Source organism: Pseudomonas sp. MIACH (assembly GCF_001269925.1).
In the GTDB taxonomy this organism is placed as follows: Bacteria; Pseudomonadota; Gammaproteobacteria; order Pseudomonadales; family Pseudomonadaceae; genus Aquipseudomonas.
Map to the genome: position 1 here is coordinate 299,088 of NZ_LHVO01000028.1, position 18,952 is coordinate 318,039.

General features: G+C 57.9%; 22 protein-coding genes. 11 read left to right on the forward strand and 11 right to left on the reverse strand.

The features are described 5' to 3' along the window. Positions 1–10 precede the first annotated feature (10 nt). The 11 genes from ychF to AD670_RS11620 all read left to right on the forward strand — a co-directional run bounded on the left by ychF (position 11) and on the right by AD670_RS11620 (position 8,676). Positions 11–1,111, forward strand: coding sequence for a redox-regulated ATPase YchF (gene ychF / locus AD670_RS11565; RefSeq protein WP_053131861.1), 1,101 nt, complete (start codon positions 11–13; stop codon positions 1,109–1,111). A gap of 303 nt (positions 1,112–1,414) precedes the next feature. Continuing rightward, entirely contained in the window at positions 1,415–2,338 is a 924-nt protein-coding gene (locus AD670_RS11570; protein WP_053131863.1) for a sigma 54-interacting transcriptional regulator, read from the forward strand. 269 nt (positions 2,339–2,607) lie between these two features. Further along, positions 2,608–2,811 carry a hypothetical protein gene (locus AD670_RS11575; RefSeq protein WP_053131866.1) on the forward strand — a complete coding sequence of 68 codons (204 nt, stop codon included), beginning with the start codon at positions 2,608–2,610 and terminating at the stop codon, positions 2,809–2,811. A gap of 113 nt (positions 2,812–2,924) precedes the next feature. Beyond that, positions 2,925–3,296 (forward strand): type III secretion protein, encoded by a 372-nt coding sequence (locus tag AD670_RS11580; protein WP_053131869.1) that lies wholly within the window; start codon positions 2,925–2,927, stop codon positions 3,294–3,296. A gap of 2 nt (positions 3,297–3,298) precedes the next feature. After that, positions 3,299–4,099, forward strand: a complete 801-nt coding sequence (gene sctJ, locus AD670_RS11585) for a type III secretion system inner membrane ring lipoprotein SctJ (RefSeq protein WP_053131872.1) — start codon at positions 3,299–3,301, stop codon at positions 4,097–4,099. Positions 4,100–4,671: 572 nt separating this feature from the next. Then, entirely contained in the window at positions 4,672–5,265 is a 594-nt protein-coding gene (gene sctL / locus AD670_RS11595; RefSeq protein WP_053131877.1) for a type III secretion system stator protein SctL, read from the forward strand. A 90-nt stretch (positions 5,266–5,355) separates the two neighbouring features. Further along, positions 5,356–5,571 (forward strand): hypothetical protein, encoded by a 216-nt coding sequence (locus AD670_RS11600; protein ID WP_053131880.1) that lies wholly within the window; start codon positions 5,356–5,358, stop codon positions 5,569–5,571. A 12-nt stretch (positions 5,572–5,583) separates the two neighbouring features. Beyond that, a complete protein-coding gene (locus AD670_RS11605) occupies positions 5,584–5,964 on the forward strand; it encodes a type III secretion protein (RefSeq protein WP_371263179.1) in 381 nt (126 codons plus the stop codon). A 14-nt stretch (positions 5,965–5,978) separates the two neighbouring features. Continuing rightward, positions 5,979–8,114 carry a type III secretion system outer membrane ring subunit SctC gene (gene sctC / locus AD670_RS11610; RefSeq protein WP_053131886.1) on the forward strand — a complete coding sequence of 712 codons (2,136 nt, stop codon included), beginning with the start codon at positions 5,979–5,981 and terminating at the stop codon, positions 8,112–8,114. Beyond that, the gene (gene hrpT, locus AD670_RS11615) at positions 8,111–8,314 is read left to right on the forward strand and encodes an HrpT family type III secretion system protein (RefSeq protein ID WP_053131889.1); all 204 of its coding nucleotides are present in this window, start codon (positions 8,111–8,113) and stop codon (positions 8,312–8,314) included. The genes sctC and hrpT overlap by 4 nt, the downstream gene beginning before the upstream one ends. Before the next feature lie 11 nt (positions 8,315–8,325). After that, complete coding sequence (locus AD670_RS11620; protein WP_053131941.1) at positions 8,326–8,676, forward strand: hypothetical protein; 351 nt, start codon at positions 8,326–8,328, stop codon at positions 8,674–8,676. Here the strand turns inward: AD670_RS11620 and sctU are convergent, their stop codons facing one another. Genes sctU through sctW form a run of 11 tightly spaced genes read right to left on the reverse strand, consistent with a single transcriptional unit; the run spans position 8,677 to position 18,805 of the window. Beyond that, the gene (gene sctU, locus AD670_RS11625) at positions 8,677–9,774 is read right to left on the reverse strand and encodes a type III secretion system export apparatus subunit SctU (RefSeq protein WP_053131892.1); all 1,098 of its coding nucleotides are present in this window, start codon (positions 9,772–9,774) and stop codon (positions 8,677–8,679) included. After that, positions 9,771–10,559 carry a type III secretion system export apparatus subunit SctT gene (gene sctT / locus AD670_RS11630; RefSeq protein ID WP_053131897.1) on the reverse strand — a complete coding sequence of 263 codons (789 nt, stop codon included), beginning with the start codon at positions 10,557–10,559 and terminating at the stop codon, positions 9,771–9,773. Before sctT ends, sctU begins: the two co-directional genes overlap by 4 nt. Before the next feature lie 10 nt (positions 10,560–10,569). Next, positions 10,570–10,833, reverse strand: coding sequence for a type III secretion system export apparatus subunit SctS (sctS, locus tag AD670_RS11635; protein WP_053131899.1), 264 nt, complete (start codon positions 10,831–10,833; stop codon positions 10,570–10,572). Between the two features lie 7 nt (positions 10,834–10,840). Continuing rightward, positions 10,841–11,494 (reverse strand): type III secretion system export apparatus subunit SctR, encoded by a 654-nt coding sequence (gene sctR, locus AD670_RS11640; protein ID WP_053131902.1) that lies wholly within the window; start codon positions 11,492–11,494, stop codon positions 10,841–10,843. After that, positions 11,491–12,504 carry a FliM/FliN family flagellar motor switch protein gene (locus AD670_RS11645; RefSeq protein WP_053131905.1) on the reverse strand — a complete coding sequence of 338 codons (1,014 nt, stop codon included), beginning with the start codon at positions 12,502–12,504 and terminating at the stop codon, positions 11,491–11,493. The genes sctR and AD670_RS11645 overlap by 4 nt, the downstream gene beginning before the upstream one ends. After that, on the reverse strand, positions 12,498–12,947 hold the full coding sequence (locus AD670_RS11650) for a type III secretion system HrpP C-terminal domain-containing protein (protein ID WP_053131908.1): 450 nt from the start codon (positions 12,945–12,947) through the stop codon (positions 12,498–12,500). The genes AD670_RS11645 and AD670_RS11650 overlap by 7 nt, the downstream gene beginning before the upstream one ends. Beyond that, a complete protein-coding gene (locus AD670_RS11655; protein WP_053131911.1) occupies positions 12,944–13,372 on the reverse strand; it encodes a YscO family type III secretion system apparatus protein in 429 nt (142 codons plus the stop codon). The genes AD670_RS11650 and AD670_RS11655 overlap by 4 nt, the downstream gene beginning before the upstream one ends. Next, entirely contained in the window at positions 13,359–14,717 is a 1,359-nt protein-coding gene (locus tag AD670_RS11660) for a FliI/YscN family ATPase (RefSeq protein ID WP_053131914.1), read from the reverse strand. The genes AD670_RS11655 and AD670_RS11660 overlap by 14 nt, the downstream gene beginning before the upstream one ends. Then, positions 14,714–15,616 (reverse strand): FHA domain-containing protein, encoded by a 903-nt coding sequence (locus AD670_RS11665; RefSeq protein ID WP_053131944.1) that lies wholly within the window; start codon positions 15,614–15,616, stop codon positions 14,714–14,716. Before AD670_RS11665 ends, AD670_RS11660 begins: the two co-directional genes overlap by 4 nt. Positions 15,617–15,650: 34 nt before the next feature. Further along, entirely contained in the window at positions 15,651–17,744 is a 2,094-nt protein-coding gene (gene sctV / locus AD670_RS11670; RefSeq protein WP_053131917.1) for a type III secretion system export apparatus subunit SctV, read from the reverse strand. Further along, positions 17,741–18,805 carry a type III secretion system gatekeeper subunit SctW gene (sctW, locus tag AD670_RS11675; protein WP_053131919.1) on the reverse strand — a complete coding sequence of 355 codons (1,065 nt, stop codon included), beginning with the start codon at positions 18,803–18,805 and terminating at the stop codon, positions 17,741–17,743. Before sctW ends, sctV begins: the two co-directional genes overlap by 4 nt. Positions 18,806–18,952: the final 147 nt, after the last annotated feature.

The window sequence follows — 18,952 nt, forward strand, 5'->3', positions numbered from 1 at the left end:
GGGAAACACCATGGGATTCAATTGCGGCATCGTCGGCCTGCCCAACGTCGGCAAATCCACCTTGTTCAACGCTTTGACCAAGTCCGGTATTGCGGCGGAGAACTTCCCCTTCTGCACCATCGAGCCCAACAGCGGTATCGTGCCGATGCCGGATCCACGCCTGGACGCACTGGCGGCCATCGTCAATCCCAAGCGCGTCCTGCCGACCACCATGGAGTTCGTCGACATCGCAGGCCTGGTGGCCGGCGCATCGAAAGGTGAAGGCCTGGGCAACAAGTTCCTGGCCAACATTCGTGAAACCGACGCCATCGCCCACGTGGTCCGCTGCTTTGAAGACGAAAACGTGATTCACGTCTCCAACAGCGTCGACCCGAAACGCGACATCGAGATCATCGACCTGGAACTGATCTTCGCCGACCTCGACAGCTGCGAGAAGCAACTGCAGAAAGTCGCGCGTAACGCCAAGGGCGGCGACAAGGACGCTGTGGTCCAGAAAGGCCTGCTGGAGCAGCTGATTGCGCACTTCACCCTGGGTAAGCCGGCACGTAGCCTGATGAAGACTATGGGCGCTGACGAAAAGGCCGTGATCAAGGGCTTTCACCTGCTGACCACCAAGCCGGTGATGTACATCGCCAACGTCGCAGAAGACGGTTTCGAGAACAACCCGCTGCTTGATGTGGTCAAGGCCATTGCCGACGAAGAAGGCGCCATCGTGGTTCCGGTGTGCAACAAGATCGAAGCAGAAATCGCCGAGCTTGATGACGGCGAAGAAAAAGACATGTTCCTTGAGGCCCTGGGCCTGGAAGAGCCTGGCCTGAACCGCGTGATCCGCGCCGGTTACGAAATGCTCAACTTGCAGACCTACTTCACCGCCGGTGTCGAAGAAGTGCGTGCCTGGACCGTTAAGGTTGGTGCCACCGCACCTCAGGCCGCCGGCGTGATCCACACCGACTTCGAAAAAGGTTTTATCCGCGCCGAAGTGATCGCCTACAACGACTTCATCCAGTACAAGGGTGAAGCCGGTACCAAGGAAGCCGGTAAGTGGCGCCTGGAAGGTAAGGAATACATCGTAAAAGATGGCGATGTGATGCACTTCCGTTTTAACGTGTAAACACCGCGATTGTCCGCACAAAAAAGCCGATGCACTGCATCGGCTTTTTTTTTGGCTGAATATTCATATCCTATGATCAGCATCAGTCACGTCCAACTATCAGACTTCCCCTACTGACTCCCCCGCACTTAAAGCAACCCAGCAGTTACACAATTTAAACTCAATAAAACCGGGTTTTCCTACATTATTTCGGCCCACTGTTACTTCAATATCGCATGATAAATCTTATACCCTCCCTCCCTGATTAACGCGTGCGCACTGCCCTCTCAACACTGAAGTCCAGCGAAAATGGAGAACTCTTCGATGTCGGTCTCCGCCCCTAGAGAAGATCAAAAAGACCTTTCACTCTTCGAAGACACGGATATTGAAAACACACTGAAAAGCACGGCATCCCTCAACATAGACATACTGTTACTGGGAGAGACCGGCACCGGTAAAGATACCCTGGCACAGCGGGTTCATCGTCTATCGGCACGGCGTGGCAACTTTGTTGCCGTCAATTGTGCAGCCATTCCTGAAAGTCTCGCCGAAAGCCAATTGTTCGGCGTCAACAGCGGTGCCTATACCGGAGCAATCCAGTCCCGTGCCGGTTTTATCGAGGCCGCCCATCTCGGCACCCTGTACCTTGATGAGATCGACAGCATGCCGTTGAACCTGCAAGCCAAACTGCTGCGCGTGCTGGAGTCACGGGGGGTCGAGCGCCTGGGCTCAACCCGCTTTATCCCGGTGGACATGCGTGTCATAGCATCTGCCCAGCACTCACTCCATCAGATGGTCGAACTCGGAACCTTCAGGCGTGACCTGTACTTCCGCCTGAATGTCGTCAACATCCAGCTTCCAGCCCTGCGTGACCGCCGAGAGTGCATCATCCCGTTGTTCCTGAAAATGATTCAGCAAGAAGCCCAACAATTCAAATGCACAGCCCCAGCGCCCTCCGACGGACTGCTGCAACAACTGCTGTGCCACACCTGGCTGGGCAATGTTCGTGAGTTACGTTCTACGGCCAAACGGTTCGTACTGGGCCTGCCACCGTTTTCAACCTCGGAGAGCGACCAACAGGATGCCCGGACCGGCCTCAAGGCACGCCTGCACTGCATCGAAAAAGCATTCATTGAAGAGTCGTTGTATCGCCACCATCACTGTGTAGATACCGCGGCTATTGAACTGGGGGTCGCTAAACGCACGCTGTACTACAGGATGAAACAACTCGACATATCGCTGGTATAAGCGCCATCGCGCCCTCCAACTAGCGATTGCCTTGGCAGCCAATATTAACCTTCGCGTATCAACTGAATAGGCATGCAACCCAACTGAACTGGGTGATAAGCCCCCAGTAAAATTCAGAAACACCTAAGCCTAAAAAGTCATGGAACACTTCGCTCGCATAGGCCACATAGTTATATGCCAACATCAAGCCTCACCGCACGCTTATTCCCCCCCCGGGGCTTGAAGAAAGGCATATTAAATACCTCCTTAAGTTATCAGTGGAGCTCTACATGATCATAGGTTCACTTATACAAGGCATTACCAATATCGGTCACCGTGCCGATGGTTACATGAAATCGAAGTCTAAGACTCCAGATGAGATTGAAGCCGAATATATCCAGAAAAAAACCATTAGAGACACGTTAGATAATGCCTGGACCTCGTCTCGAGTAAGTCACCTTAAAGGCCTGATCGCCTCTTCCAAGGCTCAGTAACTTTGCTTGATCGATTACCTCTCAGCTCGAGAGGTAATCATCCGATCAGCTCTGCGGGCTATTTGACGTATCTCTATATAAGTTGCTTTATGCCCTGAGAGAGTGGAGAGTCCATGAGAATAATAGAAAATCAATTTTCAGACGAATTCGACGTCATCGCGGCTGCCCGAACGACACCGGAACAATCAGGGCAAAGTATGGACGTCAACTTTTTCACGTCCCTGTTGGAGAGTTCACACCCGACCAACAATACCTCTGTCAGACCTGGCGACTCAGTACTTCTGACAGAAGCGTCAAAGCATCTCAGCGAATCAAGAAATGGTTTTGCAAAAATACTTCGCTCTACCAAAACAGAAATAGACGTCGAGGCGATAGCGAATTTCCCGCGCGAACTATATAACGCGCAACTTACATCACAACTGATGGTGAAATGCCTTGCCAAGACGACACAGGGTATCGACAAGATCTGCAACATGCAGTCTTAACAATGAATAACTCTCTGTTTCTCGCCTTAGCCCTGGGCATTGCATTGATATTGAGTGGCTGCAGTGATCGCGTGGAACTTCATCGCCAGCTCTCCGAACAGGAAGCCAATGAGGTGGTGGCAGAGTTGGCGGATAAACATATTCGCGCACAAAAAATCCCGGCCAAAGATGGTGTCATCGTGGCGGTTAATACTGCCGACATCGGCCGCGCTGTACGCACGCTGGAAGCCGCCGGTCTACCCAGAGTTGCCCGCGCCACGCTGGGGGATACGTTTCGCAAGGAAGGGGTAATCTCCACGCCGCTGGAAGAGCGAGCACGCTACATCTATGCCTTGTCTCAAGAGCTTGAGGCCACCTTGTCCAACATCGACGGCGTTATCGTCGCACGCGTACACGTGGTGCTGCCGGAACGCATCGCTCCAGGAGAGCCGGTCCAACCCGCCTCCGCGTCAGTGTTTATGAAGCATGATCCACGTCTGGACCCCGATAACATCCGCGCACGGGTTCGCAGAATGGTGGCGAGCAGCATCCCAGGCATGACGACGGCGGTGAACGACCCGCAAAAGCTCACCGTGATATTCGTACCTGCCACCACTTATCAAGAACAACAACGCCTGGTGTATTTCGGCCCGTTCCTGGTGCCCAGCGATGATCTCGGGTTCTGGCGAACCAGCGTCATCGCTTTGTTGCTTGGCCTGATATCGGCCGTGGCTGGCACATTGTTCGTGCGCAATCGCCGTCAGCGAGCACCTCAAGCGTCGGCCTTGGAAGGCGATTCAACGAGTTCAATTCATGGCGCCTAGCTCCGATTCCCTCATGCGTGAGCACTTGGCCTGGGCACAATGGTGGGTGTTTCCCTGGACGTCTGCCCACAAAGACTGGAAGGGCAGCGAGTATCCTGCGATTGAAGTGCTTTTTCACAGTCGGCGGTCAGCCCCAGACACCCTCACAGGGTTTTCCGCCTGCCTTCCTGCTGAACCTCACCCTACCGTGCTGCGCTTGGCCTTGAGCTCGGCGGAGCAACTCAACCTGGTGCTGACACTGGTTCACGAAACCTTCAATCCTGCCGCCACGTCCCCATTGAATGAAGCTCATCACTTGTGGTGCACGCGCCTCTCCAAGGCGCTGCCTCCCAACATGCTGCCACCCGATTCCGATCCGCTGGGACTGCTCCATAGTTGGCTTGAACCGGCTGTATGGCAGCGCCTTCGATTGCGCTTTCCCCGTCAACGCGTACGCGAGACTGAAATGACCAGCGCGCCACTCGAAAGCGCAAACAGCCGATTGAACACACTCTGGCAGGCAGTCGTCTGGCGCGTTACGACGACAGAGAACGACTCCACGCCCCTGCTCCCCTTGAGTGAGGAAACCAGCGATGTTATGCCGACACACCATTGAGCTGCCCAACGGCATCGCTGGAGCGCGATGCAGCCTTATCCTGCGCGAAGAGCTTGAAAGCTGGCAACAGGCCAACCAACTCCTGCTCCATGCCAATAACCAGGCCGATGAGTTGATAAGTCAGGCCAAGAAACAATGCGAGGCATTGCTGGAAGCAGCGTCACTGGAGATCTGGCAACGCGCCGATGCTCAACTCAAGCAGTGGGAATGCGATCGTCAGGCGATGTGCGACAACCTCGAACAATACGCGACGGCTATCACCAACCAGGCAATTCGTTGCCTGCTGGACGAGACAGTCGCTGCGCAAAGACTAAAAGCGCTACTGAAGCAATTGCTGGAGAGCCAAGTCCAGGAAATCAGCGCAACACTGCTCTGTCACCCTCATGATCTTGAGGCCATAAAAGAGGTTCTCGCTCATCACAATCGTACCTTTTGGAGCCTCCACGCTGACGAAACGATTCCCCCTCAAACCCTCGTACTGAAAACAGAAGAAGGCGACTTCCGTATCAGCTGGAACGCCATGCTCGATACTTTTTTCAAACAAGGGAAAGATTATAGGATCGAGATCTAATCCCACACGGCCAGAGACTTTATTTACATCCAACACTAAAAGCTAGTTGCTTAAATACACACTTAATCTATAGAACTTAAAGGAAAAATCATGGATTTTTTCAAAGATCAGAGTGAATCACTAGAAAGAAGTAGAAATTCTGCCTATCAGGAATATAAATCACGCTACGAAGAAGCCTTGCTATCGGAGGACGGTGAATTATTCCACAAGTTGACGACCCGCGAGTTAGTCACCCGAGAGTTCTACAATGAACACGGTAAAACTATCAACCAGATGCTCAAAACAACCCTGGAAAGCTTTCCGTAAATGAGAGATCTCGTGGGTGAATGGTTAAGCAGCGCAAAGGAACAGATCACGCTGGTTGAAGGTGACGACGAAATCACGCTGACACGTCAGGGAGGTGCTGTTCTATTAAGTGCTCAACTGACATCAACTCGTCCCGACAACACGACCTTGCAAAACTGGCTGCGTCTGGGCGCGGCCAGCCTGACTCATTTCCAGGGGACAGTGGCTCAACAAGCTGACACCGGAGCGCTCTGGCTGATTCAAATATCGAAGGTCGGGGATGGGCAGGCGCACCTGTTCGGTTGCCTCGAAGCCCTGCTCAACCAGCGCGATACCTGGCGCGCAATCGGCGCGCGCCTGGCCCGCCCCCCTCAACACGTCAAACCCACCTCGCTACGTTCACTCTCGTATTAACCAGAGAATTATCTATGTATAACACGCTCAAAAAGCCCAGCCGCTTGTGCCTTGATTCGCCTGGTGATTCATCGAAAAGAGCCCGTTGGCGCACCACGGTCTTGCTGTCCTGGCTGTTGATTCCAGCGGGAAGCACATTGGCTGCCATCCCCACCGAATGGAAAAACACCGCGTACGCTTATGAAGCCGAACATAAGCCCCTGCGGGAAGTACTGGAGGATTTCGCCCAGACCTTTGGTACACAACTGCATGTCGAGGGGCTGCTGGAGGGTCACGTAAATGGCAAGATTCGCGCGAATACCCCGCAGTCAATGCTCGACCGGCTGGGGGTAGAACACCGGTTCCAGTGGTACTTGTACAACAACACTCTCTATATCAGCACGCTGGACCAGCAAGAATCAGCACGTCTGGAGGTCTCGTCCGAGGCCATTGCCGATCTTAAGCAAGCGCTCACCGATATCGGTCTGCTTGATAGCCGTTTCGGTTGGGGCGAGTTGCCCGAAGACGGCGTGGTACTCGTTTCGGGCCCTCGGCGCTATATCGAGCAGATCAAACATTTCAGCACTCAGCGCCGCTCTCAAGATGAAAAGCAGAGCGTGCTGAGCTTCCCGCTTAAATTCGCCAATGCTGCAGACCGTCAAGTCGATTACCGCGGCGAGAAGCTCACTATTGGGGGGGTGGCCAGCATCCTGCAAGGGTTGCTGGAGCCGCGCTCCAATTCGACCCTCGACAAGCTGAACCAGCGCTCTACGTCACAGCCCGCGCCGCTCATGCCGAACACGCACCGACTGAATACCCCCTTACTGGGGCAGATGATGGGGACAAACGCCAACGCCGGACAGTCAGACGCGCCGCCTCCACTCACCTCGCGCGCACCCGCCTCGTCCAGCAGGATCCGCGTCGAAGCCGACGTGCGCAATAACGCTGTGTTGATCTATGACCTGCCGGAGCGTCAGGGCATGTACCACGAGTTGATCAATCAACTCGATGTCGCGCGCAAGCTGGTGGAAATTGACGCGATCATTCTTGATATCGAGCGCACGCAACTGCAGGAGTTCGGAGTTAACTGGGGGTTTCAGAACAGTCGATTCCGTGGCGGAGTCAATATGGCGCCCGGCGCCTCGTCGCAGGTGTCGATTGAAAACCGCGAGCGTTTCTACGCGGATATACGCGCGCTGGAAGCCAAGGGGCTGGCGAGCATAGTCTCCAACCCCTCCGTACTCACGCTGGAAAACCAACCGGCCGTCATCGACTTCAACCGCACCCAATACCTCACGCCCGGCCGAGAGAATGCAACTATTTTGCCGGTCACCGTGGGCACCAGCTTCCAGGTTGTCCCCCGTGTCATCACCAGCCGTGGCAGCCACCAGATCCATCTGGCGGTGGATATTGAAGATGGCAATTTCGACGAATCCAACCCCGCCCACGACAACCTCGATGTACGCCGAGGCAAGGTCAGCACCCAGGCTGTCATGGCGGAAAAGCGCTCGCTGGTGGTTGGTGGTTTCCATGTCAGCGAAAGCAGCGACAAACGCACCAAAGTGCCCCTGCTGGGTGATATCCCTCTGCTCGGCAAGACGTTTTTTTCCTCGACCGAACGGCAGAGCAATCGGCGTGAACGGCTGTTCATCCTCACCCCGCGTGTCATCGGTGACCAGGCCGATCCATCGCGCTACCTGCCTCAGGACGACCAGGCCGAACTGCAGGCAGCCCTCGCACCGTTGGCGCGGCGCTATAGCCCTCACCAGCCGGTCATCAAGCGTAGCGACATCACCAGCACCCTGGCGCACATGGTCAGCGGGCAAGTGCCCAAGGCCTTCAAAGAGGAACCGATGCCTCTGGGACTGAACACGTTGTGCAGCACCCGCGACTTACTCGCGCTGAACACCGAACGCAGCCAATGGTACGCGGGACCTGAGTACAACGTGGCGGTAGTGGTGCTGCGCAACCAGGCCAACCGCCACGTACGTATCGACGAAAAGGAATGCAGCAACTCGCAGACCCTGGCCGTCAGCGTGTGGCCGCGCGCCTGGCTCAAGCCAGGAGAAGAAGCCGAGGTATTTATCGCCATGCGCCCCGTGGTGAAGGATGAACACCTCAGCGTACCCCGCACCTCCTTGACGACCCCAACTCAGAAGGCCAAGCCATGAAACAGCGCTTATTGTGCGTCACCCTGATCGGCGCAGCACTGCTTGTCGCCGGCTGTACTCCCACCTGCAAGGGCGACTCCTGCTCACGCCCGCAATCGAGCAAGGATACGTTGGTGATCTGGTGGCCACCGCAGATGCGCGCCGAGGCTGGCCCCAGCGGGGAGCGGTCGGATTACCAGACTGTCTCGCTGGAACGATGAGCCGCCAGGAAATGCCCGACAATCAACGCCAGGTATTTCTGGACAACCTGGTGAGCGGCGCAGCCGCTCACCTGATGCTCGCGCCCGGCATCAAGGTATGTGCATTGCACGCCGGCAATCGCCCGGGCATGGCCTTGCAGGTCGCGCGTGAAGCGTTGCAGGCAGGACAATTGCAGCAAGTGCTGGAGCGACGCTTTGAGCGGGCCGTGGTATTCGATGGCTGTTTTATCTATCTCGACGCTCAGGGTGCCTTGGTGGTCTGGCACGCGCTGCCGGCGTCGAACGATGCGCTGGACAGGATCCTCAGTCGGATGCTGACGCTGGCCAATCTCGAAGCCTTGGACGCACGTTCCAGCCGTTGATCAACGCCGCTCCAGCTCCGGTAATTCCAGCGTCTCGCGCTTGGCGTCATCATCGAGTTCACGCAAGGTGCGGTAGATCAGCGCAACAGCCTGCAGGGTTTCGCGGGGAATGCTGGTGCCCAACGCTTTGGTATAAAGCAAGCGGGCCAGCCATACGCACTGGATGACCGGCACCTCGGCAGCCTTCGCCCGCGCAATCAACTGGCGAGCGTCGGCGTCCGTGCCTTTACTGACCAGCAGCGGAAGCGGCGTCTTGCCAGGGCGGTAATACAGGGCGACAGCAAAGTGGGTCGGGTTCACCACCAACATATCGGCCTCCTCCAGCTTGGGCAGCTTGACCTTCGGTTCCTCCTGGGCCAATTGCTGTGCCAACGCGCGGCGCTGGCCCTTCACATGCGGGTCACCTTCCATGTCCTTATGCTCTTTGACCATCTCGACCTGGGTCATGCGCATGCGTTTGGCGAAGAAGTGCTTCTGCAAGGAAAAGTCGATAAAGGCCAGTACCAGCAACAATGCAAGGCAGGCATGCAGCAGATGGCGGAACAACGCAATCAATGCCACGACGTAAGTTTGCAGATCGCTGTTTGCCAGGTTGATCAACGTCCCAAGAGAGGGCCAGACCACCACGTACACAATCAGCCCCAAAAGAAACGCTTTGGCGACGCTCATCAACAGGTTCATCAGCGACTGTGCAGAAAAAAACTGTTTGAGTTGGCTGATCGGGTTGAGGCGATTGAAATCGAGCTTCAGTGTCTCGGGGGCAAACAACACTCCGAACTGCATCCAACTGCCGATCAGCTTCGCGGCAATCGCCACGCCTGCCATCAACAGGGCGAATGAGAAAAACACCACCAGGCTTTCAATCAGCACTTCTTCCAACGCCCGCACAAAGGGTTGGTTGAGGCGTGAGATCGGCAACAACATCAATTGCTGGAAGCGTTGCAAGCTGGGTTCGGCGGTCAACAAGGCGATCTCACTGATGGCCGTGAGCACCAGTAACTTGGCCACATCCTGACTTTGAGCGACCTGGCCTTTGTTGCGCTGGTCACGCAGCTTCTTGGCTGAAGCCGGGTGCTTTTTTTCCCCCGAGTCACTCATGGCATCGGGGCCTTGAATAAAAGGCCCAACGAGTGCTTCAGGTCACCCAGTTGGCTCATACGCCCAACCATCAGGTCCTGCAGCAGCGCAAAGTACAACAGCAGAAAACCGATACCCGCCAGGCACTTGACCGGCGGCGCCAGCGTACTCACCTGTAACTGCTGACTGTAGACCCCCAGCAGGGCGATGCCGAACTCCAGCAACAGCAGCACCGCGATAAACGGCGCAGCGTAGAGCATCATATGCATGAAGGTGTCGCCCAGCAGGTCGGCAAATACACGCATGCCATCAGGTGCCGGGAGTGGAAACCACACAGTGGGCGGCCAAATCAGGTAACTGTCCCAGATCACCTGGGTCAACGCGCCTAACCCCAGGGTGGCCATCAACAGAAAAATCGCCAGTTGCTTGAACAAGTGCCCTATCGGCGTTGCATCCGGCCCCAGCGAAGGGTTGAGCTGACCACCCGCCAAGGCCCCGCGCTGGTTATCCAGCAGCGCGCCCACCGACTCGAACAGCCAGAACGGCATCGACAGCAATATCCCCAGCAGCAACCCCAACGCCACCTCCTTGAGTACCAGCGCACTGAGCAGGAGTGCGGAGTAGCCCTGGCCTTCCAATGTCGCGTGAATGCCTGGCGCGGGTATCAGGGCCATGACCATCACTACGACGTGCCTGGGCATGCCGCGTATATGCTGGAAACAGAACGCTGCCACCAGCATGCCACAGGGGTAAATGCGCGCCATGCCGATCACCAGGCTGGGCAGGAACTCTAGATAAAGCAGCACAGGGCAGGCCTCAGTTCAGGGCCGATCGGCCAATCATATCGAAGGTCAGGTTGATCAACTGGATCAACTCCACGCCAATCCAGCGCCCGGTCAGGATCAGTGTGACCCCTACCGCCACCAGCTTGATGCCAAAGGGCAGCGTCTGGTCTTGTATCTGCATCAGCGCTTGCACCAAGGACGTCAGCACACCCACTACCACCGCGACAATCAACGGTGGCGCCGACAACACAACCACCAGCAACATGCCTTGCTTGAACAGCACAATCGGTTCCATACGCCCCTCAGAGATAGGAAAGGAACAGACTGTCGAGCAAGCGCGACCAGCCCGACACCAATACGAACAGCAGCAATTTGAGCGGCAGGGAAATGGTCATCGGCGAGACCATTTGCATGCCAAGCGCCAGCAGCAGGTTGGAGACAATCAGATCGATCACGATGAAGGGGATATAGATCAGAAAGCCGATCTCGAACCCCGCCTGCAATTGCGACAGCACGAACGCGGGGATCAGCAAAATCAGATCTTCACGCTGCACCTCCTGCGCCATTTTCTCTGGCCACAGGCGCGCGGTGTTATCCAGCAGGTGCGTCAGCACATCCGGATCCACGTTGCGCAGCATGAACGCTCGCAACGGTTTGATGGCCTCATTGCCCGTCTGCAACAGCGTTTGCACATTGCTCGTATCCAGGGGCGAGGCCTTGACGTTCTCGGCGATCTCGTAACCCACTGGCGCCATGATGAACAGCGTCGCAGCAAGCGCAATGCCATTGATGGCCATACCTGGCGGCACCTGCTGCACGCCGATGGCGTTGCGGGTAATCATCAGCACAATGACAATCTTCAAAAACGCTGTGCAGATGATCAACAGCATGGGCAGCAACGACAGCGTTGCCAGAAATACCGCCAGGACTATGGGGTCGAGCCCTTGAAGGATCATTGGCCGAACATCACATGAGACAACTGCAAACCCAGGCGCCCATCCACCTCGACCAACTGGCCCTGGCCAATGGCGCGGTCGCCATAAAAAAGCCCCGCCATGCCGGGCGAATAACCGGCAATGCCCAACACCGAGCCGGGCGCGAGGTTGCGCAACTCGCCAAGGGTAAGGTTCAGCGTTCCGCAGCGCACATTCAGCGCCACGCTCAACGCCTCGAATGGCTCCTGACCAAATACGTCCAGCACCGGTTTATCCTCCTCATGCGCCGAGTAATGGGGAGCTGCAAAATTGTCGTCCACAGGCGAGTCCTCGATAGAAGTAAGCGTCAGACACAACGGCCCGGTGTCATCGTCAATGCGGCCGTGCAACCGCTGCCTGCCAACCTGCACGTAGCCGGTGCCCTGGGCGGAAAAAAAACGCGAGTCGAGTACCAGCACATCACCGCTGCGCAAACTGCGCGCCTGCGCAATCGGTAATTGCGCGTGCCCCAGGGTCACGGCGATTGCCAGTTGAAACCGTGCCGGCAACGCTGCCGCTGTGGCGCGCCAAGGCCCTGCCTCACATAACGCCAGGAAGGTTTCGGGGGTCAGCCACACGTAGCCCTCAACCCGCGACGCGCCCTGGGTCACGCTGAGCCGGCAGCCAAACCCCTTGGGTCGATGGGTTTCCAGCAAACGCACATAACCCAGCAGCTCCCGCACCTGGGGACTCATATGGTGCTGGTACAACGCCCAGAACCAGGAGTCCGGGTCGTTGCCAAACTGCGCCAAGGTCACCGGGCACTCACCCAGCAGACTGAGCAGCGGCCCGGCGTCAGCAAACGCCAGTACCCCACGTACCGTCTCAAAGCACACGGCCTTGTCTTGCGCAGGGGCACTCCCGGGTTCAAGCAGCAACTCGCCGTCCTGCCCGACCACCTTAAAAGGCAGGCGCAGGCCGCGCCCCAATCGACGGCGCGCGGCAGCCGTATCGCCATTAACCAAGGGAAATGTCAGCTGCGGCATCAGCATGCACAACCGACGCTGGGCACAAGCAAGTTCACCGGCTGTCCCAACGCAACCGCGAATCGGCCCTCACACTGTTGGCGTACACCGCTGAGCCAGCGTGCCGTCGTGTGTTGCTCGGCCTCCAGCTCGATCGTCCAGGCCCCCTGTTCGCGGCGCACACTGGCGTTGATCCGTCCCAGGCGAGGCAAGTACAACACCGCCTGCAACGGCCATTGCGACGCTGACTGCAGACGAGGTGCCAGTTGCTCGGCAAGTGCATCGATATGAGCTATACCGGCGGATGCCTTCTTGCCCGATAAGGAAGCCCCAGCGCCTCCCCTCTCGTCGGTAAACAGTTGGGCGAACAATCGCCCGAGTTCCACAGGCACGCCTGCCGTGGCCCCCGGTTCCTCACGTGGCTCGCGTGGGCGCGGACGCTCAGCGGGTTTATTTGAAACCTCGGTCATATCTGCTCCTGAGCAAGTAAAAGGGATAACTCCTGAAGCTTTTCCACCTGCCGCAGGTATTCCGTGACCTGTTTCTGGGCGCTGCCAACACGACTGTTCCTTTCACCCTGCTGGCCCTGCAATGCCTCCAGACGGCCCATCTCCTGCCGAGTGCTGTCAGACAGGCAGCGCTCCTGTGCGCCCCAGGATTTCAAGTCCCTCAGGGTCAGTACCTGGCCTTGATGCTGGCTGAGCAATTGAGCACTTTGCAGGGCCTCCTCCTGCCGAGTCTGCTCAAGCGTGTCCTTGGCCTGCTGGATATTGGCGAGCAGGGCCTGTTGAGCACGTTTCGCCTCACGCAGGGCGCGCTCGGCGCGGTCAGCCCTATGCCTGCGAAGGCGCCGCAGCGTCTCGACTTCACCGAGAAGCTCATCAGAATGGGACATGGGCGGTCAGATCCTTAAGTTGCTCCAGCGTCGTAAACATCGGCGTAGGCTCACGCAGGTCCTGGCGCAGAAAGCCATCGACCGCCTGACGGCTGTCCACGGCCAAATCGGTCAGGGCATCGTTGCCGGGCTGGTACTCCCCCAGCTTGAGCATCAACTCGATCTGTTGGTACGCCGACAGCAACCGTCGCAATGCCGTACCTGCGCGAATATCCTCGGGCTCTGCGACGTTGCTCAAGATGCGCGAAAGGCTGGCCAACACATCCACCGCCGGGTAGTGCCCACGCTCGGCCAATTTGCGTGACAGCACGATATGCCCATCGAGCAGCGAGCGAACTTCATCGGCCACCGGATCGTTCATCGAGTCCTGCTCAATCAGCACCGTATAGATCGCAGTGATCACGCCATCACGCGTCAATCCGGCACGCTCTACCAGCCGTGGCAGCAGGCTGTATACCGAAGGAGGCAAACCTCCGCGCCCCAGGGGTTCGCCGCAAGCCAGGCCGATTTCGCGTTGCGCCCTGGCGAAACGGGTCAGGGAGTCAATCAGCAGCAATACCCGCTTACCCTTGCGCCGAAAACCTTCGGCCAATGCCGTCGCCGTGAACGCGGCCCGGGCGCGCTCCATGCTGGAGCGATCGGAGGTGGCGCACACCAGTACCGCTTTGGCGCGTAACGAGTCATCGAGCTCATGGTCGAGAAATTCACGCAGCTCCCGACCTCGCTCGCCGATCAGGCCGAACACGATGACGTCACAGTCGACGTTACGCGCGATCTCGGCCAACAAGGTGGTCTTGCCACAACCGGCCCCGGCGAACAGCCCCACACGCTGCCCCTCGCCAAGCGTGAGCAGGCCATCGATCGAACGCACTCCGGTGGCCAGCGCACGGTTAATCCTCGGTCGCTCGGTGGGCAACGGCGCTTCACACAACACCGCACTGGTATCGGGTAAGTCCGCCTCGACAAACGCGCTGGCCCCCTCCCCCGTGATCGGCCTCCCGAAACCATCCAGCACCTGACCCAATAAGGCACTGCTGACCTGCACTCGATGGGAGACTCCCAGGCGCTCGACACTGGCGCCGACGCGCACGCCTTCCAGGTGCCCCAAGGCACTGAGCACCGCATCCTGCTCATCGAAACCGACGATCTCGGCGAGCATGTTTTCGCCCGGTCTTTTTTCCACCTGGCATAAGTCGCCAATACGCGCCTGGGGCAATCGGCATTGCAGCAACATGCCGTTGACACGCTGGATGCGACCTCGCATCGACACCGGCGCAAAGCCGGCCAGGGACTGGGACTGGCGCTGCTGCCAGGCCTCAAGACGCGCTTGCAGATCCACACTCACCAGCGCACCTCGTAACGGCGCGCGCCATCGAAGACGACCTTGTTGTTGTCGATCTGCACCAGGCGCAGCCCTTCCACTTCGTCACCCAAAAACAGTCGGTCGCCCTGATCCAGGACCACGTGACCATTCGGCCCACCGACGATCTGCACAATCCTGAACGGCAGTGCGCCATCGTGCACACGCACACGGCTGATCACCGGCACCGAGCTGTCGAATTGCTCACCAAAACGGCTGAGCATGCGCGCCACCAACTCCATTTCGTCATGGGAGACATCTCCGCTGAGCGCCACCTGGCCATTGATCACCTGCAAGGTGACCCGCTGACTCAGCTCGCGCTCGCTGAGCATCTTCAACAGCTGCTGGCGTACGGCAACAGACGAAGCCAATTCCTGCTTCTGAACCACGGGCGGCACCATTAGAGACGCCTGTGCCTCGCGGTCCTCTTCGGAGTCCATGCCCACTACCAGGATGATTACCGCCGCCACCAACACCAGGCTGATCAGGCGCCTTTGCTGCACGTGCGAGATTGACGATAACTTCCGCGCTTGCGCAGGCTCATTGGCCGGTAGCGTCGCTACCGTCTCAGGAAGTGCGGGTTGGGGCCATGGCTGCTCGGCCAAGGTGACGCACAGGCGCACGTCCCCCAACGAAAACGGCACGTTCAGCTCCAGTCTGGCGATCTGCGCCAGTACCTGGCCGTCAGGGTCTCGCAACAGCCCGGCTTCGGCCTGCACCGACCAGTTACCGTCGATAAACCGCAGGATCGCATGCTGCTCGACGACTCCCGGATCGTTCAATATCAGGTCAGCGTCCGCGTGAGCCCCCATGCTCCATTGCTCGCCAAACAACGGTAAAGCAGCGCCTTGGCGCTGCCCATCAAGCACCCTTAACTCAAACATCATCGAGTCCTCCGCGCTGGCCAGGGCCAAATACTCATGCCACCGCACCACGCATCAGCTCGTCCTGGCCCAGGTCAATGCGCCCCAGCACTTTGACCTTGGAGGTACTTCCCAACTCGGCAAACGACAGCACCGGCACATGGTTGAACTCTTCCAGCAGCAAAGTCCGTAAGGGGCTACGCAGATCCTGCGCCACCAGCAGCACGCTCTTGCTCTTGGGCCTTAGGACAAAAGCCTGGTTGAGCAGGTTGACCAATGCTGCGCTGTGGTCGTCATCAAGCGCGAAAAACACCCCGGTCTGGGTCTGGCGCAATCCCTCGCGCAGGGTGTTTTCAGTGTGCGGTGACAACAGCCAGGCATGCAGGCCGTCGGCCTCGCTGTACTGGTGGAAAATCTGCGCCTTGAGCGCAATCCGCGCGTAGTCGGCCAGTGCTTCCGGTTCACGCTCATGCTGGCCGTACTCGATCAGCGATTCGACAATCAGCCGCACGGCCCGCAGCGGCACACCTTCACTGGCCAAGCGTTGCAACACCGAGGAAAAACGCGACAGCGGCATGATTCGCTGCAGTTCCTGCACCAGTTCCGGCTGGTTGTGCTCCAGCCAACTGAGGATCGACTTACTCTCCTGGATCCCCAGGAACTGCGGCCCGCTGAGCATCATGGCCTGCTTCATGCGTTCGATGATCAGGCTGGTCGCAGTGAAGCGCTCCAGTTGCAGATCATCGAGCAGTGGATCATCCGGTGCCAGCCAGACCCAACTCTGTTCATCACGCTCAACCAGCCCCGGTATTGCGTGCTCAGGTTCAACCGTCAACGCATTACGCTCAACGGCCAGGCGGCTGACAATCGATGCCCTGACCATCGGCACTTCATGCACACAGAAACGCATTTCGTCAGCGGCCAACGAGTCATCGAGTTCAACTTCGAATGGCGGCAGGGTCAGGCCGATATTGGCAACCAACGCATTTCGCGCCTGGCGAATCCCATGAATAAGCTCGGTCACCTCAGGCGTGCCACGCAAACTCGGAGGGAACTGCAACAGATAGGGGCGCGACGGATCGAACCCGCGCAAGTCCTCTTTTCCGTTCTCTTCGGGTCGAACGGCGTCGGTGGTTTCGGACCCCGGCTCTGCTTCTCGCTGACGCCGGCGCATCAGGTAGTACCCCAGGCTGCCGGTTACCAGCGACATAAAGATGAATACCCCGGTAGGCATACCAGGCACTATGGCAAACGCAAGCATCCCCACCGACGCGATCATCCAGCTCTTGGGCTCACTGGTCATTTGCCGGGCAATTTCGGCGCCCATGTTACTGACGCCCTTACGCCCATCCGGCGCTACGCGGGTGATGATCATGCCGGCGGTCAGGGAAATCAGCAGCGCCGGAATCTGCGCAATCAGGCCATCGCCGATGGTCAGCACCGAATACAACGCCATCGAATCGGCAGCGCTCAAGCCGTACAGAAACATCCCCGTGCAGAAGCCACCCAACAGGTTGACCACGACGATAATCAGCCCCGCGATAGCGTCGCCCTTGACGAACTTCATGGCCCCATCCATCGCGCCGAACAACTGGCTCTCACGGGACAACTGCTCGCGCTTGTCGCGTGCTTGCGTGCCGTCAATCAGGCCGGCACGCAAGTCGCTGTCGATGGACATCTGCTTGCCCGGCATCGCATCCAGGCTGAACCGCGCCGCGACCTCGGCAACCCGTTCCGACCCCTTGGTGATTACCAGGAAGTTAACCAGGGTCAGGATCAGGAAAATCACCATCCCCACCGCCAGGTTGCCTCCCACCACGAAGTTGCCGAAGGCCTCGACGATGTCACCCGCGTCTTGTTCCAGCAGGATCAGACGCGTCGTTGCAATCGACAGGGCCAGTCGAAACATGGTGGTCAACAACAGGATCGACGGGAACGACGAAAACGCCAGGGGGCCCGGCAGGTAAAGCGCAAGAACAATTAACAGGCACGAAATACAGATATTGAGGGCGATCAGAATATCCACCAGCCAGGTGGGCAGTGGCACGATAAAGATAAAGACGATAGACATGACCACCACGGCGCCCAACACCTCGGCGCGCTGTACCACTTTGAGCAATCCGCGGTTGATGGCCGACAGAACTGTCACGTCTCGGGCCTCGGCTCACCGGCTAACCGTTTGGGCCCGCGCAAGTGCAGGTCCAACCCGTCCATCGCCAACACAAACAGAGCCAGGGCCTGCGTACGCAGGTCGCTTTCAGACCACCAGGCCAAGGGCATCCTTTGGAACACAGGGTAAAGCTCTTTGAGTACGGCCAGTTGACGTAGAAACGAGGCACCTCCCAGATCCTTCGCCAGTCGCAGCATTTCTTCGGACTCAATGCCGCTGCCGGCGTAAGCCAGCAAACGCTGCAACAGGCCTACTGGGTCATGCTCAATGGCCAAGTGCTTCATCAACTCTTCGCACTCGGCCAACACGGCGCTCAATTGCCCGCAGCTTTGCAGGCCCAACAGCAAATTGCGCAACTGATGCGTGGGCGTTGACGACACCTTAGCCGCAATGTCATCCGCCAACGCCTTACGCATCACATTGAGCCCGATGTGGAAACGCTCGACCCCGTATTCCTCCAGCAGGGCCTTCATCATCGCCCCCAGGGACGGGCGATTGACCACAGTGTCGTAGTAGAGCGTACGCAGTCCCTGGCGCTCCTGCGGGTCGGCTGCGGCCAACTGCAACGCCAGGGCAATGTTCAGGCCTGCCTGGATCACTCCTTTGAAACGGGTTTCAAGCTTGGCAATAGCATCGCGCGCCAACCTAGCCTCGGGTTGACGCGCCTCACTGTCTGCCTTGGCCTCCACATGCTTGAGCACAACGAACGCGCGCGCCGGGTCCCCCCCCGTAAGCTCCAGGAGTTTTTCGACAGTGGGCTCATGCTGCAATTGCTGCCTGATGCGCCGTGAAACGGACGCCAGGCTCTCCTGGGCTGGATGGCCAAGCTGATCATAAAGTTGCGACAGCTGTTGAGTTGGGAGCACCCGCATCCCCATCGTCCGCTCACTCAACGCTCGGCTGTTGAACGTCACCTCCTGGGCGAACAGATGTGCAAGCTCATCAGTGCCCTTCGCGGGCGCGGGCACTGGGGTATGGCTGATAACCGCTTGATCCAGGGGACGGAGTGTTTGCACATCGTGGTTGGATTCAACTTTCATGGGCGCGCCAGTACAGGAAGAGTGTTTGCCTGTGTGGCAACGCCCTGCCATACGGTTCCATCAAAATCCGCTCGCACAACGAATTTGAAAAAACTTGCAAAAGCCTTCGACGCGCTGTGCAAACCACTGCATAAAAACGCTTCGATA